Consider the following 16214-nt stretch of genomic DNA (forward strand, 5'->3'; position numbering starts at 1 on the left):
CATGACGCGAAAAATCATTCTGGACTGCGACCCCGGCCACGATGACGCGGTGGCCCTGCTTCTAGCCATGGGCAACCCCACCATCGAGCTGCTGGGAATTACCACCGTGGGCGGCAACCAGACCTTGGATAAGGTCTCCCATAATGCCCTGGTGGTCAAGGAAATCGCTGGTCACCCGGAGATTCCCGTTTATGCCGGCTGCGACCGCCCACTCGTGCGCCCCGTCGAGGTTGCCGAGGCCATCCACGGCTCCACCGGCATGGACGTGGAAGGCGTCCAACTTCCGGAACCAAGCACCGCGCTTGCCGACGCCCACGCCATCGACTTCATCATCGACACCATCATGTCCCACGAGCCCGGCACCATCACCCTCGTGCCTACTGGGCCGCTAACTAATATTGCGATGGCCGCGCGCAAGGAGCCGCGCATCGTCGAGCGCGTCAAGGAAGTAGTCCTCATGGGCGGCGGCTACCACGAAGGCAATTGGTCCCCAGTCGCCGAGTTCAATATCAAGATCGATCCTGAGGCCGCCCACATCGTCTTTGAAGAGCCTTGGCCCGTCACCATGGTTGGTCTCGACCTCACCCACCAGGCGCTTGCCACCCTGGAGGTCGAAGCAGAAATCAAGGCTTTGGAGACCCCAGTCTCGGAGTTCGTCGTCGGCCTTTTCGGCTTCTTCCGCAAGGCCTACCAGGCCAACCAAGGCTTTGATAACCCGCCGGTCCACGACCCGTGCACCATCGCCTATCTCATCGATCCGAATATCGTCCAGACCCGTAAAGCACCCGTCCACGTCGAGCTTGCCGGCACCCTTACTACCGGCATGACCGTCACCGACCTGCGCGAGCCTGCCGACGCCTCCTGCCACACCCAAGTCGCCACCACCCTCGACCACGCCGGTTTCTGGCGGCTGGTTACCGAGGCCCTCAAGAACCTCGCCTAGGCCACTTTCGTCCCGCGAGCCACCCAACTTTCAGCCACGTTATCGCCCCTAAGCCCTCAGTTAGGGGCCATAGCGTGGCTGTTTTCTCTTGGCAGAGGCTCCCACCGAGTGGTTTATGCGAAATCACGTAGTCGGTGAACCAATTCAGCCATGGAACCGTCCTTAATTTTCTGGTGGAAGTAGCTTCCGCCGAGCATCTGCGACACCTTGATGTGCTGAGTTAGAACAGCTAGCACTTGGGCATCGTTCATTTCAGAAGGCACGGTGGTGGAGATGAAACTATCGAACTCTTTACCATCAAATAATGCTTCAGGATTCGTGGTGCTGAATTCTTCAAAGTCCTTGATGAATTCTTCGCGAAGCGACTCAGTATTTTCGGGTGCATCCGTCAGCTCTCTAGCTTCAACCAGTTGATCAAAGAATTTGGTTAGCTCTGCGTATTTGCCAACAGGGGTTTCGTTATTCTGGTCATCTATGCCTTCCGCTGGGTCCGTCTTGGAAGCGGGGAAGGTAAAAACGAGGTCTTCAGTATTTAGGTCGAGGTGTTCGAAAAGAGCGCGCAGGAACCAGATTTTAGCGGAGGTGTTGTTTCCCACTTGAGCATAGAGACCTTCCTCGATTTTTCTATAGGAGCGGGTCTTCTCAGTCGCAGGCTTTTCAAAGCGCAAAAACTTCGAAGATTTCGCGAAGGAGAAAATTTCGGTGCGATGCTCGTGGAGTAGATAGCTTAGTACCGCTTCGACCATATCAGCCCAGGATTTCGTGGTCTTTCTAAAATCGCCGAACTCGAACCCACTTATTTTTCTGCCACTGAAATCTTCGCTGTCTCCCATTGGCTCCTTGGGGAGAATGGCTTTCGGCGGCGTGAAGTCAGTGGTTTTAGAGGTCCAGAAGTTGAGCGCCTTATCGGTGAGAAGCTCGTTTCTCTCTTCAAGCTGGATCAAGGTCCAGCGGTCGGACTTCTTAAGAAGATCATTAAGGCGATACGGCGAGCTATCGAAACCATTCTCCATTGACTTCTTGGCCTTGAATGGAGAATTCGAGTAAGAGGAGTTGTAGCCCGTGACAGTTAGATTGCCAATTCGGTTTATCCAGGTCTCATGAATTTCCTTGGCTTTGTCACCAAGTTCTTGGCGCCAAGTCTCAGTAAGTGTTTGGGGCATGATGTGCTCGATGGAAATCTTGTTTTCGGCCAGAGCAGAGGAGACATCACGAATATCTTTTGAGCTGCCGTTTTCTAGACAATTGAAGAGATACTGACGCCAGTATGCTCGAATATTGTAGAAATCCTTTGTTGCGAAGGACTCTCTAAATTCAGCGTCGGTTGGGAAACGTCCGCTGCCCGAACGCCTATTGAGCTGATAGATGACGATTGGTGCGAAAGGAGCCCCGTCAGTATGCAGCTTTCTGACCTCTGAGTACATAGTCGCGAAGATCTTATTGAGCGAGTTGGTGGCGATACCAGTGACAAAACGTCGGACAATGTAGGACTCAATTGTGAGCAGTACCTCGAGGAAATCCTCGGGCGTGGTTTTGTGCTCGTGGGCGTCACGCAGAAGCGGCATGAGGAACGGGAGTACTACCGCACCCATAATCTCGTTCATCCGCTTAAGTTGCGTGTCTACTGCAGGATATCCGGTATCGGATTCTCGAATTTCTCGGAAATACTTGGAATAGGCGTACAAGTCATCCAGTAGTTCTGGCATGCTCGTTTTTCGCTTGGAAGCGAATGCTTTAAAAGCCTCGTATACGTCCTGTTCACGTGGGGTTTTAGTGGTGTAGGTAGTGAGGTACCAACGAATGAATGAGTCAGTCTGAAAGCGACAGTTAGCTTCAGTTGGATTCCAGCGATCGTTATACAACTGCTCTTGTTTGGCTGAATCCAACCCCATGAGCACGTAGTTGCGGACCTTGTCAGCTTCCTTAAGCTCTAGGCCGGTGGAATTGAGGCTTTCGAAGATGCGCTGCGGCTCGTCGTACTCTTCGAGATCCAAGTGCATTACTTCAAGGCGGCAAATCGCATTCCAAACTTGGTCAGCGTTTAATTGAGTAGAGCGCAGCTTTTTTCGGAAAAAGCGGTAATTAGCCGTTACGTTGGAGGAGCTGATGAATTCGCTTTCAGGGCCAAATAGTTTCCGGTAGGCCTTGTCATCATCTTTCACCGGTTTAAGTTTGAAGCGCGGGTTTTCTTTGTTTTGGCCGATCCGAAGGTAGTCCGAAATGATTTTCTCGGCCAGCGTGGGATCTTCACTTTGTATTTCGCCCTCTTGGAGGGCGTGCGCGAATGCAAGCATGAGGATACTGACGGTTGTAAGTCTTTGTTGGCCGTCGATAACAATCCAATTCCAAGAATCTTGGTTCTTTCCCACCACCGCACCGAAGAAGTGTTTCTTTCGCTCGCTGCTAATTATTTCTTCCAGATCATCGAATAGCCGAGCACACTGTTTATGCTGCCAGTCGTAGTTGCGCTGGTAAACGGGAATGAGAAGACAGCGATTATTACCATCATAAAGCGTATAGATTTCACGGATACTGCCGCGCATGAAAGGCCTTTCGCGAGAGAGAATAGACGACAGGGCCATAATAGATGACATAAATGGTGTTATTCGGGCAGAGGTGAGTACGTAGTCAAGTAGGGCAGCGCTCGATTTCTGCATAAACTCGAGGGGTAGACACCACTAACCCAAGGAGCCACCATGAAGCAGCACCCTTTCCGCCACGTCGTTGTCATGGGAGTATCAGGCTCGGGCAAGACAACGGTGGGGGAGGCGCTCTCGCCGCTGGTTGGGCTGGAGTATCGCGATGGCGATGATATGCATCCGCAGGCCAATATCGACAAGATGGCGGCGGGAACTCCGCTCAATGATGCGGATAGAGAGCCCTGGCTGAAACAGATTGGTCAGTGGTTGGCGGATAGGCCGGAAGGCGCGATGGTGGGCTGTAGCGCGTTGAAGCGGAAATACCGGGATCTTATTCGCCAGTACTGCCCGGGTGTGGTGTTTGTCCACGTGCACGGGGACTTTGATGTGCTGTATGAGCGCATGCAGCATCGGCCGGGGCACTTTATGCCGGCATCGCTTTTGCAATCGCAATTCGATACCTTGGAGCCGCTGGAAGATGACGAAACCGGCCGGGTCTTTGATGTGACACGGCCTGCGTCGGAAATTGCGGGCGATGCCGCAGCATGGATTAAAGCGGGTACTTAAAGCTGGCGCTAGAAGGCGGCTGCGGCGCCGTACATGACCAGGACTAGGGCGAAGCCGATAACGGAGATGAGCACCTGGTTGACAGTCCAGGTCTTAAGCGTGGTCATGGTGTCCATGCCCATGAGACGGCCGACGAGCCAGAAGCCGGAGTCATTGACATGGGAGCCGAAGACGGAACCGGCGGCGGTTGCAACAACGATAAGAGCGAGCTGGAGCTCGTTGAAGCCACCAGCTTCTACGGCTGGGACCATGAGGGCGGCAGCCGTAGTTAGCGCAACGGTCGCCGAGCCTTGGGCCAGGCGCAGGGCCACGGCGATGAGGTAGCAGGCCAGGATGACGGGGATGCCGAGGCCGGAAAGGGAATCAGCAAGCGCATCGCCAATCCCGGAGGTACGCAACACACCACCGAACATGCCGCCGGCACCGGTGATAAGCACGACCGAGCAGATGGGGCCGAGGGAGGAATCGACAAGCTTTTCCAACGCGGTCTTTTCTACGCCACGGCGCAGGCCCAAGACCACGAGCGCGACGAGGAGGGTAATCAGCAGGGCAATGGGGGTTTGGCCCAGCATGACAAAGAACCGTACCCACGCGGCGTCGGCGTCGATGGTGCCATAGGACGCCAAAGCATTGAGACCGGTGTTAAAGAAGATGAGCACCATCGGGATGAGCAGGATGGAAATCACCGTGGCGGCAGAGGCAGGCTTGTGAGGTTGCTCGTCCTCCGTGAGGAGGGGACCGGCGATGGCATCGGTTACCTTGATGGGGAATTTCTTACCGGAGAGCAGTCCAAAGCGGTAGCCGGAGATATACCAGGTGGGCAGGGCTAGGATGAGTCCGACTAAAAGAACGAGACCCATATCGGCGCCGTAGAATTCGCTGGCTGCAACGGGGCCCGGGTGCGGCGGCAGGTAGACGTGCATGACCGAGAATGCGCCAGCTGCCGGCAGACCGAAGGCAAGGACAGGGCCATTCAAGCGGCGAGCGACGGCGAAGATAACCGGCAGCATCACAATCAGGCCGGCATCGAAGAAAATGGGAAAGCCCATAATGAGCGACGCTAGGCCGAGTGCTAGGGGTGCTTTGGATTCGCCGAAGCGGCGGACCATGGCGTCGGCAAGCGATTTAGCGCCGCCGGAAGCCTCCACCAGCCGGCCGATCATGGCGCCCAAGCCTACGAGCAGTGCCACCGAACCTAGGGTGGAGCTAAAGCTCTCTGTCATGGTGGGCACGATTCCGTCGAGGGGAATGCCCGCAGCCAGCGCCGTGAGTGCCGAGACCACCAATAGTGTGAGGAAGGCGTGAAGCTTGAAATAGATGACCAACACCAAAGTTACGGCGATGGCGGCCACCGCAATGCCCAGCAGCGGGCCGGTCGACAGGGTGGGTTCCCACGTATCCATGGGCGGACTCCTTTTCTAATGCAAACCTTTGAATAACGGCAACGTTAGCAGTAGGCCTGTGTGCCGCCTAAAACAATCGGATGAATGCGACCTACCCAACACGTAGCCGGGTAAAGACAGAAAAATCCCCTAGACACAGTGCTGGGCCTAGGGGAGAGGAGTCGTCGGGCGTTTAGTCGAACTGATCCTGGATAATAGCCGCCGCATCCAGCGGGGTCACATGGTAGGAGATGGGGTTCTGGTTAGCGCCGGCCATGAGCGCGCCGGCGCAGGAGTGACCGGCGCCCATCATGTGGCCCAGCTCGTGAGCGATGGTGCCCTGGACTGCTTCTGGGTACTGGGCATTAGGAATCTTGATGAAGACCATCTTGTGATCCGGGTAAGCGGCACCCTGGACGTAGCCATTTGGGTCGGGCTTGAAGATGATGGCGATGGTGTCATCATCAGCCTCAGAAGGCTTAACTTCCTTCAGGGAAGCCTTGCCCTTGAGGGCCTTGTTCCACTCGGCAACCGCGGCATCCAGCTGCTTGCGGTACGGGAAGTTTTCGACCACCTTGTACTCCAGCACGCCATCTTTGAAGTACGGCTTTACGGAGTCTTCATCGTGGAGAATGGAAGGATCCGGGACCGGCTTGCCATCGTTGGCCAGCTTGGTGATGGTCTTGCAGGTGCCCGGAGAAATAAGGGAGCGAACTGGGTCGCTCTTGGCGCTGGCGGCCGGTGCGGCGACGGTGCCGAGGATGGCTGTTGCAGCCAAAGTGGCGGCAGATAGCTTCTTGAAAGAAGGCATAGGCAGTGAATTACCTTTCGGTTGATTTTAAGGTTCGCTGAGTGCAATATTCCGAGCAATATCCGTGGTAAACGGCACTGCACGGGCGTCTTATGTGTGCGAGCATATATCAGTTTCTTATCTTCTGCAAAGGGAAAAATAAGAATCTAAGGTGTCAACTGCCTATTTGCTGCTTCTAGTTCAGGCGCTGCCCGGTGGTGGTGCTAAATAGATGCACTCGGTCCGGGTCGGGGGAAACGTAGAAAGTATCGCCCACCGCATAGCGGCCGCGGGCATTGACCAGGATGCCGGTCTGACCGCCCATGCGGGTAGAGGACTTAAGGATGCCATCGGCGGAGCTGCTGCCCGCGGCGTCGTTCAGGTCGCCATAAACGTAGGTCTGGTTACCCAGTTCCTCGATATGCGCGACAGTAAACTTTGCCCCACCGTTGCCGGTATCGCTTAACTGCCAGTCTTCAGGGCGGATGCCCACGGTGACAGTCTCAACGCCATCGAAGTTGTAATTGGCCAAGTTGATGGGGGTAGAGCCGATACGCAGCTCCGAGGAGTTATGGGATAGGTCGTAGATATTCATCGCCGGGGAGCCAATGAATCCGGCGACAAAGACGTTCTGCGGGCGGTCATAAATGGTACGGGTGGTATCCACCTGCTGTAGGACGCCGGCGTTGAGAACTGCGACGCGGTCACCCATGGTCATCGCCTCCGTCTGGTCATGGGTGACGTAGACGGTGGTGGTGCCAAGGCGGCGCTGCAGGTTAGAGATCTGCGCGCGGGTGGATACGCGCAGCTTGGCATCCAAGTTGGACAAGGGCTCGTCCATGCAGAATACGGCTGGCTCGCGCACGATGGCGCGTCCCATAGCTACGCGCTGGCGCTGGCCGCCGGAAAGATTGGCGGGCTTGCGGTCCAGCAAATCTTCCATCTGCAGGATCTTCGCAGCCTCTTGCACGCGAGACTTAATCTCGCTTTTAGGGACCTTGCGGTTTTCCAGTGCGAAAGACATATTCTGCGCTACGGACATATTGGGGTAGAGCGCATAGTTTTGAAAGACCATGGCCACGTCGCGGTCCGAGGGGCTCACCCCGGTGACGTCCTTACCACCGATACGAATGGAGCCGCGGTCGGTGGGCTCGAGGCCGGCGAGCATACGCAGGCTGGTGGACTTACCGCAGCCGGAGGGGCCGACAAGGACCAAGAATTCGCCGTCAGCAATATCGAGGTTGAGGCGGTCAACGGCGGGGCGCTTAGCATCCTTGGAGTAGATGCGGCTTGCGCCATCGAAGGTGACAGTAGCCATGGTTACCTTTCAGAATGTAGTGAGGGGAGGAGGGCGCCAGGGGGAGCCTACTTATTGATGACGGTCTTGACCTGGTTGTCATAAATGGACTGCAGGGTCTTTTGCAGGTCTGTAAGCACCTTGGTGACGTCATCGCGGTTGGTGACAATCTTTTCGAAAGCACCACCAATCTCCTGGTCCGCGCCGGGCAGGAAGACACGGGCATTATCCTGCGGGCGAGTCTCCGGAAGTTGCTTGATGGCGGTTTCGAAGTTCGGGTTTTCCTCCATGAACTTCTTCTGATCCTTGTTGTCTACCGCGGTGGAGCGCACCGGCATATAGCCCACGTTCTGGGACCAGTAGCAGGTGTTTTCCTCATTGGTGATGAAGTCGATGAGCTTAATTGCAGCCAACTGGCGGTTCTTGCTGATGCCAGCTGGGATGGCAAGGCCAGCACCACCGGTAGGGCAGGCGCCCTCGCCAGTCGGGTTAGGCAGGAAGGCGGTACCGAGCTCGAATTTGGCGGTATCGGTCAGGCCTGCCAGGTCACCGGTGGACAGCACAGTCGCGGCTGCGCGGCCGGTGCCGAACTCCATGGCCATGTCATTGCCCACGTAGGAGTAGCCCTTCTTTTCATCGGTGATGTCTTTGAGCCACTCGACGGCCTTGATGGTCTTGTCATCGGTGAACTTCAAGTCCCACTCATCGGAGTAGGCACCGCCCTTGGACCACAGTGGGCCTTGGAAGATCCAGCCCAGGTAGTCCACGGCATCGCCCCAGCCAAATGGCTTCATCTTGGAATCGGCCGCGGCGAGCTTCTTGGACCACTCGTCCATCTCATCCCAGGACTTCGGGCCGCGGTCAGGCAGACCGGCCTTCTTCCACGCATCCTTGTTGTAATAGAACAACGGCGTGGAACGAGCGAAAGGAAGCGCAAAGTGGCCGCCGTCGTAGTTGTAATCCTCGTAGAGTGGCTGCACATAGGTAGACAGGTCGATGCCGGCTTCCTTCGCCAGGTCATCCACGTTGGCGACCTGGCCGTTGATGGCAAAGTTGTACCACCAGACGTCGGAAAGCACCACGATGTCCGGTAGATCTTGGCCGGTGAGCGCGGCGTTGAATTTCTGTGCAGCCTCTTCGTAGTTCTTGCCGGCATCAACGAGGTTGACCTTGATATCAGGATTCTCCTTTTCAAAGCGGGAGATGATTTCCTTCTCAATGTCCTTAGAAGTGCCCGGGTGGTTGGACCACCAGGTCAATTCGGTGACTTCACCATCGCCGCCTTTGTCTTTACCGCCTTGTGGGTTAGTAGAAGAGGTGCCGGCGCAAGCGGCGAGAGTGGTGGCAGATGCGGCTGTGGTAGCAAGGGCGAGGAATGTGCGGCGTAGCATGTAGTTCTCCTGAAAATTCCTGGTTAAGGGGGAAAATAAAGTATGCGGAAACGGCGAGCGTGGGTGGGGTAGAACTCCTTCTATCCCTTGACGGCGCCAGTGGTCAGGCCTTGAATCATGTACTTTTGCAAGGCTAGGAAGATGATCACCATCGGGATGATGGTGAGGATGGTGGCGGCCATAACCGGACCCCAGTTGGTCACGCCATCGTTGTTTTGCAGCATGGTCAGACCCACCTGCAGTGGGGCAACGTCCTCAGTATCGGCCATGAGGAATGGCCACAGGTAGGTATTCCATTCATTGACCATGGTGATGACGGAAAACGCGGTCAGCGTTGGCCAAGAGACCGGCAGGAACACCTTGGTAAGCAGGCGGATGGGGCCGGCGCCGTCCATACGGGCGGCTTCCACCAGCTCATAGGGCAGGGATAAAAAGTGGTTGCGCATGAGGAAGGTGCCGAAAGCCACGCCGGCCAGCGGCACGATGATGCCCACGAAGGTATTGCGCCAGCCCAAGGAATTGACCAAGGCGTAGTTAGAAATGACGGTGATCTCGCTGGGCACCATGAGTGAGGAAATGACCAACAAGAACACCAGATGGCGGCCTGGGAAGCGCAGGATGGCTAGCGCATAGGCAGAGATGACACCAAGCACAATCTTGATGATGGACAGCACTGCGGTAATGACTACCGAGTTGCGCAGGTAGGTCCAGAAAGGCACGCGGGTGGTGGCATCGGAGTAATTCTCAGTCTCCCATACCGGCGGCAGCCAGTTGACCGGATCTGTATAAATATCGCCCTTGGCCTTGAAAGAGGTCATGAGGATCCAAAAGAGCGGGAGACCAATAAGGAGCAGTACCGCGAGGATGCCCAAATAGCCGCCTACGAGCTTGGCGCGACGGGTGGTGGGGGATTCATCCGTGACCATGTGAAGGGTTGAAGTAGCCATAGTGGGTTAACCTCGCTTATCCATGATGCGTACCTGGATCAGGGTGATGATGAGCAGGATCAGGAACAAGATGGTGGCGGCAGTCGCACCGTAGCCGGCGCGGAAGTTGACGAAGGTCTCGTTATAAATCTGGAAGACCAACGTCTGCGTGCCATTGCCCTGTGGGCCGCCACGGGTCATGACGTTGATGATGTCGAAGACCTGCACGGAGTTAAGAAGCACCGTGATGGAAAGGAAGAAGGTCGTATTGCGCAGCTGCGGCATGGTCACACGCCAGAATTTGCGCCAGCGTCCGGTGCCGTCGATAGCGGCGGCTTCATCCAGTTCCTTGTCTAGGCCTTGGAGCGCGGCTAGATAAATGACAAAGGTATATCCAAGGTTTTTCCACACGAAGGTGAACGTCACCATGAACATCGCCCAGCCTGGCACGGCATAGAAATTCGGGGAGTCGATGCCGAACCAGCCCAGCATGTCCTGGATGAGGCCAAAGTTCGGGTCAAAGACGAATTGGAAGGCGATACCAATGGCCGCGCCAGAGATGGCATAGGGCGCGAAGACCACCGAGCGTGCAAAGTTGCGGCCCTTAATGTTCTGGTTGAGCAGCAATGCCAGTGCTAGACCGATGATCATGGAGCCAATGACCGCAAAGAATGTAAATACCACAGTGTTGAGCACGATGGTCTTCGTATCCTCGCGGCTAAACCACTCCACATAATTGTCCAAGCCTACAAAGGTGGAGGTAGGGCTGGAAATATTCCAATTGAAAAAGGATAGCCGGATATTATCTAGCAGCGGCCGGTAAGTAAATACAGCCAGCAGGATCAGGTTCGGCGCTAAAAGCGCTGCGGCCAGCAGCCATTCCTTGTGGCGATTGCGCGCTGCTTTGCGCACCAGCGCCGCAGAATCACTGGGGATTTCCGTGTGGGCGTGACGGGCGATGGTAGTGCCTGAGTTGCCGCCACTGAGAGAGTCTTCCTGAAAGGTCACTCGGTCAATCTAGGGTGGACGGGTGAAGCCCAGATACATGAAAAACAAACAATCAGTGAATTATTAATGTCCGATGGGTTAAAAGTGGATGCGTCATCAAATTTTTTTAAAAACTCCAGCTCAGCAGGCCGTGGTGCCTGTCTCTTTTCCATAAAACTATGGCTGGCATTACAAAAATGCCTTGCTTGCCGACGCCCACCTTCCTCCCACCCTTCTACACTGGCACCCATATTCCACCGCGATTCCACAAGGAGGAAGCAATGTCTGTCCGCACTGTCTGCAGCAACTATGACTCCGTCAAAGTTTGGCAGGAGCCACTTTATAAGGACCTGCATCAGCACCCGGAGCTATCAATGCAGGAGGAGCGCACGCTTGGCATCATCAAGGGCAAGCTTGCTGACCTCGGGTTTGAACAAGTGGATGTAGGCGGTGGCGTGGTTGGCATCTTAGAAAATGGTGCCGGGCCAACTGTCATGCTGCGCGCGGATTTTGATGGCCTACCAGTCAAGGAGGACACTGGCCTGGATTATGCCTCCACCGATACCGCTCTTGACCCGGATGGAAACCCCATATCCGTCATGCACGCCTGCGGTCACGATTCGCACGTGGCCAGCCTGCTGGGCATGGGTGCGCTCATGGCGCAGGCCACCGACCAGTGGTCCGGCACCCTGCAACTAATTTTCCAACCGGGCGAGGAAATCGCTGCCGGTGCCCAGTCCATGGTGGATGACGGTCTGGTAGATAAGGTAGCAACTCCCGATGTTGTCCTAGGTCAACATGTTTTTGCTAGCCAATTTCCTGCTGGCACCGTTGCTCTTGCCGCAGGACCCTTCATGTCCACCGCGGTAAGTCTGGATGTCAAGGTTTATGGCCAAGGCTCGCACGGTTCCATGCCACACCGCAGCGTCGATCCAGTGGTGCTGGCCAGCTCCATTGTGATGCGCCTTCAGACAGTCATTTCCCGCGAACTAAGCCCTTCCGAGTTTGGGGTGTTGACCGTGGGTGCTATCAATGCCGGTTCGAAGGCAAATATCATTCCCTTTGAGGCTAACCTGAAGATCAACGTGCGTGCCTATAGCGAGCAAGTACGCGATAAAATCTCCGGCGCCATCGAGCGCATCGTCAACGCTGAGTGCCAGGCTGCCGGTAGCCCTCAGCCTGCTGAATTTAACTATCACGATGCCTACCCGCTTACCAGCAATGATGACGAGACCACGGCGCGGCTCCAGAAAGTCTTCACATCCTACTTCGGCGCCGACCGCGTTCTTACCGCAGAACCCCTCACAGCCAGTGAGGATTTCTCCACCATTGCGCGTGCCTTTGGGGTTCCCTATTGCTTCTGGGTATTTTCCGGCCGCGAAGAGGGAAAAGATGTTCCCAACCACAGCCCGCACTTCGCCCCGCTGCTCCAACCCACATTGCGCACTGGCACCGAAGCACTTGCTGCCGCTGCATTGAGCTATCTGGGCAACGACTAAGCGGGAAACTGTACATGGCCGCACGGTTCTTAAAAGATGTGCGGCCATTGCTGCTGGCATCCGGGCTGTGGGGGAGTAGTTCATAGCCGCCAATTCTGGTGAGTTTTCTCTATGCAAGGTTTTCCTGCGTCCACCGTTTCTTAGTGCAATTAACCGGCAGACCCCTAAAACAGCTCCAACGCCCGGGCCTCACTTGGGGCCGCAGGGCGCTGGAACTGGTTCTCTCTATCTCTCTTGCGTTCTCTCAAACGCATGAACTTAAGATAACTCCCTAGCCTGTTACAGGCCTGCGTTTTACCTGTGAGTATTGTGGTAATGGGGTGGAAATCGCCATATAAACGCGCAGACCAGCCCACGGTGTAAAAGGCGGCGACCTCTAGGTCGATGAAGAACTATTCATAGGGGTGCGGTTCTGCGTAGGATTCTAGGTAAAACTAAAAGTGTGTTCTCGGGCTTCGGTTGGGGTCGAGAAGCCTTTAAATAGGCGCTAAAACCGTGTCAGAGGAGGAGATGTGTCGCAACAATTTGATCCAGAATTGCACCGGCAAATGGGCGTGGAAGCGGATGTTGTCTTGCGGGTGGGAATGCTCCTAATGGGTGCCGGCACTTCTGGTTACCGTGTTTTAAGGGGGATGAAACGCAGTGCGCGAGCTTTGGGGTTTGACCACTTAGATGCCACAGTGGGTTTGACGCAGATTACTTGTACGTTCCACCGCGGGGAATATTTCAGGACAGTGATTGCCCGGCAACATTCTCCTGCGGTTGATGCTTCGCGGATAGAAGCCTTAGAAGACCTGACCCATAATCGGCTCTATGCGGGGATTACTGCCCAAGAATTGGCCGCAAAGCTGGATGTTATTGAGTTTGGAGTCAAAAAGCGCTGGAGCGGTTTAGTTCTTTCTTTTGCCGCCGCGATCGCGTGCGCGGCGTTTGCGTATCTTAACTGTTTCCCGCTAGAAGCGGTGGGGTTGGTGGCTCTAGCGGCGTTTGCAGGCCAGTTTGTGCGGTACACGGTTCTCCACCGGCACGTCCATCAAATCGGGGGAGTAATTGCTGGCGGGGCAACGGCAAGTATCGTTTTCTTCCTTTTAACGGAATTTTTTGGTGCGATAGGCTCAGTGGCTCCGAGTGAATTGTCCTCGGGCGTGGTAGCAGCGGTTTTATTCTTGATCCCCGGATTTCCTCTTTTCTCTGCTTTGATCGACATTGCGCGTTTTGATTTGGACGCAGGAATAGTCAGGTTAGGGTACGCCTTCACTGTTATATTTACAGCGACTTTCACAGTCTCGATGGTTAGCTGGTTGACACAACTTACCCCTGATCCGCCCGCCCCTGCACAGGATATGAAGTGGTTTTTGTTGGCGCCGGTCGCAAGTTTTCTGGGAATTGCTGGCTTTGCCTTTCTTTTCAACTCTTCCCGCCGCATGGTTTTGGTCGCAGCGTGTGTCGGAACGGTGGCAAACGAGCTCCGTTTGATCCTCATTCACGCAGGTACAACTATTTTCTTTGCGGCATTCGTGGGAGGACTATTGATTGGGCTGTTAGGTGCGGTTGCTTCTAAAAAGGCGCGCCTTCCTCGTATTACAACGACCGTTCCGGCTGCCGTGATTATGATTCCGGGGGTTACAATGTTTCGAGCAGTGTTTTATTTGAATGACGGTCAAATGGATCAAGCTTTGGCAAACGTTGCGACAGGAATGATGGTGGTTGGTTCTATTGGCGCCGGATTGGTGTTTTCTCGCCTGCTAACTGATAAGGATTGGGCATTGGGCCGACTTATTGATTTTGATAAAAAAATTCCGCAGAAGCCCTCTACAGCATGAAGTTAGGGTCTTAACTGGGAAAACGCCTGTGGCCCCCACTTCCTTTCGGAACTGGGGGCCACAGGCGTCTCTCTCACTGTTTCCATATATCGGCATGTGCCGCCCTGTGGAAACTGCAGGGGGTTCTCTCTATCTCTCTCATATGCGCTCTCTCAAACGCACGATCTCAGTATGGGGCACTGTGCTGTAGTGTCCATGAGGCTCGGCTGTTGGGTGGCTGTTAATGGCTGGGAGGGGATGGATAAGGCGCTGACAAGCGTAACACTTGTGGGGGAGTGCAATATTGGCGCATAAAAGTGACGTACACCATAAGTTGATTCTGTAGGGTTGAGGGCATGCGCGCAGCGGGCCTGCGCCGTTTTCAACTGCTTGTATAGCTACAGAATTGAGGTGAGGAGCATGTCTCCTCTCACTTCCCAACCCCCAGCCAATGATGCCGTGCCGGCACAGGTGGAAGATACAGAAGAAACAAAACGCCAGCATCGCTCGGCCATAAAGGCAGCGTTTATAGGCACCTTCATTGAGTGGTTCGATTACGCAGCCTATATCTATATGTCCGCGATTATCTCCCGAGTCTTTTTCCCGGAGATGGAAGGCCGCCGTGCCCTGATTATGACGTTTGCGCTCTTTGCGCTGTCATTCTTGGTGCGGCCTTTGGGTGGCATCGTATGGGGTCACTTCGGTGATAAACACGGACGCATCCAGACCCTAACGGTCTCCATTGTGATGATGTCCCTGGCTACCGCGTGCATCGGTTTCCTTCCTGGCTATGCCACCATCGGCTTCGCCGCGTCCCTTTTGCTGCTGCTGTGCCGCATGGTGCAGGGCTTTTCGGCAGCCGGTGAGTATGCAGGCGCGGCCACGCACTTGGCCGAGATCGCTCCGGCCGGCAAGCGCGGCATATATTCCGCGGTGGTGCCGTCCGCTACGGCTTCCGGCTTGTTGCTGGGCTCGCTCATTGCCTCGTTGCTGACGGGCGTGCTCGACGATGCCGCCTTGGATTCCTGGGGCTGGCGCGTGCCTTTCTTGATTGCGTTGCCTTTGGGCATGTACGGTCTGTGGATTCGCCGTCATACGGAGGAGTCCTCCCACTTTGAGGATCAGGATGAACCGGAAGAATCTCCGTTGCGGGAGGTGCTCAAGTATCCCAAGGCCTTGGCCATTGCCTTTGCTGGTGCGGTGCTCAACGCCATTGGCTTCTACGTCATTTTGACCTACCTGCCCACCTACCTCTCAGAAGAGTTGGGTATGGCCGCAACCCCGGCGTTTATAGCGTCCTCTGTTGCCTCCGCATTCTATGTGGGCTTTGCCTTGCTTACCGGCATGCTTTCGGACCGCCTGGGCCGCCGCACGACCATGCTGTGCGCGGCCGCTTTTATGGGCGTGACTATCATTCCGGCCTTTATGCTTCTCGACGGCGCCGGAATCCTCCTCGTCATTATCATTCAGGTCTGCTTGGGTGGCGTGCTGGCGCTCAACGACGGCGTCCTGCCCTCCTTCCTTTCCGAGCAGTTCCCCACGCACGTCCGTCTATCCGGTTTCGCTCTGACGTTTAATACGGCCAATGCTGTCTTTGGCGGTACTGCTCCGATGATCGCCACCTGGCTTATTGATGTCACTGGTCTGCAGCTTGCCCCTGCTTTCTATTTGGTGGCTGCGGCGCTGGTGACTGGAACCGCGGTGCTATTCGCGTCGAAAAAGAATAAGCTGCACCAGTAGCGTTTCGCTATAAAAGGATAAAACGCCTGCGGCCCTCGGAACCGGAAGGAACCGAGGGCCGCAGGCGTCTCTCTCTACAAGGTGTTTCCATGTATCGGCCTAAGCCGCCCTCTGGAAACTGAGGGGTTCTCTCTATCTCTCTCGTATGCGCTCTCTCAAACGCATGATTTAAGTATGGGGCACGGGGCTGCTACCACAATGGATTGTGCCTGATAGGTCCCTGCTAGTTGCTGAAAGTTTACTGCTAGCCC

Annotated in this window: 12 protein-coding genes; 5 read left to right on the forward strand and 7 right to left on the reverse strand. The window is 55.4% G+C overall.

From position 1 onward, the window contains the following. Position 1: 1 nt before the first annotated feature. A complete protein-coding gene (locus tag QP990_RS02175; RefSeq protein ID WP_023020742.1) occupies positions 2–943 on the forward strand; it encodes a nucleoside hydrolase in 942 nt (313 codons plus the stop codon). Positions 944–1056: 113 nt separating this feature from the next. Here QP990_RS02175 and QP990_RS02180 read toward each other — a convergent pair whose 3' ends face one another. Then, a complete protein-coding gene (locus QP990_RS02180; RefSeq protein WP_232212579.1) occupies positions 1057–3537 on the reverse strand; it encodes a DUF262 domain-containing protein in 2481 nt (826 codons plus the stop codon). Positions 3538–3639: 102 nt separating this feature from the next. Between QP990_RS02180 and QP990_RS02185 the strand changes: the two genes are divergently transcribed. Next, positions 3640–4149: a gluconokinase gene (locus tag QP990_RS02185; RefSeq protein ID WP_023020744.1), complete on the forward strand. Its 510-nt coding sequence runs from the start codon at positions 3640–3642 to the stop codon at positions 4147–4149. 8 nt (positions 4150–4157) lie between these two features. Here the strand turns inward: QP990_RS02185 and QP990_RS02190 are convergent, their stop codons facing one another. The 6 genes from QP990_RS02190 to QP990_RS02215 all read right to left on the reverse strand — a co-directional run bounded on the left by QP990_RS02190 (position 4158) and on the right by QP990_RS02215 (position 10943). Continuing rightward, the gene (locus QP990_RS02190; protein WP_023020745.1) at positions 4158–5552 is read right to left on the reverse strand and encodes a GntP family permease; all 1395 of its coding nucleotides are present in this window, start codon (positions 5550–5552) and stop codon (positions 4158–4160) included. A 172-nt stretch (positions 5553–5724) separates the two neighbouring features. Next, complete coding sequence (locus QP990_RS02195; RefSeq protein ID WP_284798213.1) at positions 5725–6342, reverse strand: hypothetical protein; 618 nt, start codon at positions 6340–6342, stop codon at positions 5725–5727. A 175-nt stretch (positions 6343–6517) separates the two neighbouring features. Beyond that, the gene (locus QP990_RS02200; protein ID WP_023027821.1) at positions 6518–7639 is read right to left on the reverse strand and encodes an ABC transporter ATP-binding protein; all 1122 of its coding nucleotides are present in this window, start codon (positions 7637–7639) and stop codon (positions 6518–6520) included. A gap of 47 nt (positions 7640–7686) precedes the next feature. Then, positions 7687–9009 (reverse strand): ABC transporter substrate-binding protein, encoded by a 1323-nt coding sequence (locus QP990_RS02205; RefSeq protein ID WP_023020748.1) that lies wholly within the window; start codon positions 9007–9009, stop codon positions 7687–7689. An 80-nt stretch (positions 9010–9089) separates the two neighbouring features. Then, on the reverse strand, positions 9090–9956 hold the full coding sequence (locus tag QP990_RS02210) for a carbohydrate ABC transporter permease (protein WP_396127267.1): 867 nt from the start codon (positions 9954–9956) through the stop codon (positions 9090–9092). 6 nt (positions 9957–9962) lie between these two features. Then, the gene (locus tag QP990_RS02215; RefSeq protein WP_023020750.1) at positions 9963–10943 is read right to left on the reverse strand and encodes a carbohydrate ABC transporter permease; all 981 of its coding nucleotides are present in this window, start codon (positions 10941–10943) and stop codon (positions 9963–9965) included. 260 nt (positions 10944–11203) lie between these two features. On the opposite strand from QP990_RS02215, the gene QP990_RS02220 reads away from it, so the two are divergent. The 3 genes from QP990_RS02220 (at position 11204) to QP990_RS02230 (ending at position 15963) form a co-directional block, all read left to right on the forward strand. Next, a complete protein-coding gene (locus QP990_RS02220) occupies positions 11204–12421 on the forward strand; it encodes an amidohydrolase (protein ID WP_023020751.1) in 1218 nt (405 codons plus the stop codon). 548 nt (positions 12422–12969) lie between these two features. After that, positions 12970–14244: a threonine/serine exporter ThrE family protein gene (locus QP990_RS02225; RefSeq protein WP_034656263.1), complete on the forward strand. Its 1275-nt coding sequence runs from the start codon at positions 12970–12972 to the stop codon at positions 14242–14244. Positions 14245–14643: 399 nt separating this feature from the next. Further along, positions 14644–15963, forward strand: coding sequence for an MFS transporter (locus tag QP990_RS02230; RefSeq protein ID WP_023020753.1), 1320 nt, complete (start codon positions 14644–14646; stop codon positions 15961–15963). Positions 15964–16214: the final 251 nt, after the last annotated feature.

Source organism: Corynebacterium sp. MSK071 (genome assembly GCF_030232125.1).
Taxonomy (GTDB): Bacteria; Actinomycetota; Actinomycetes; order Mycobacteriales; family Mycobacteriaceae; genus Corynebacterium; species Corynebacterium kefirresidentii.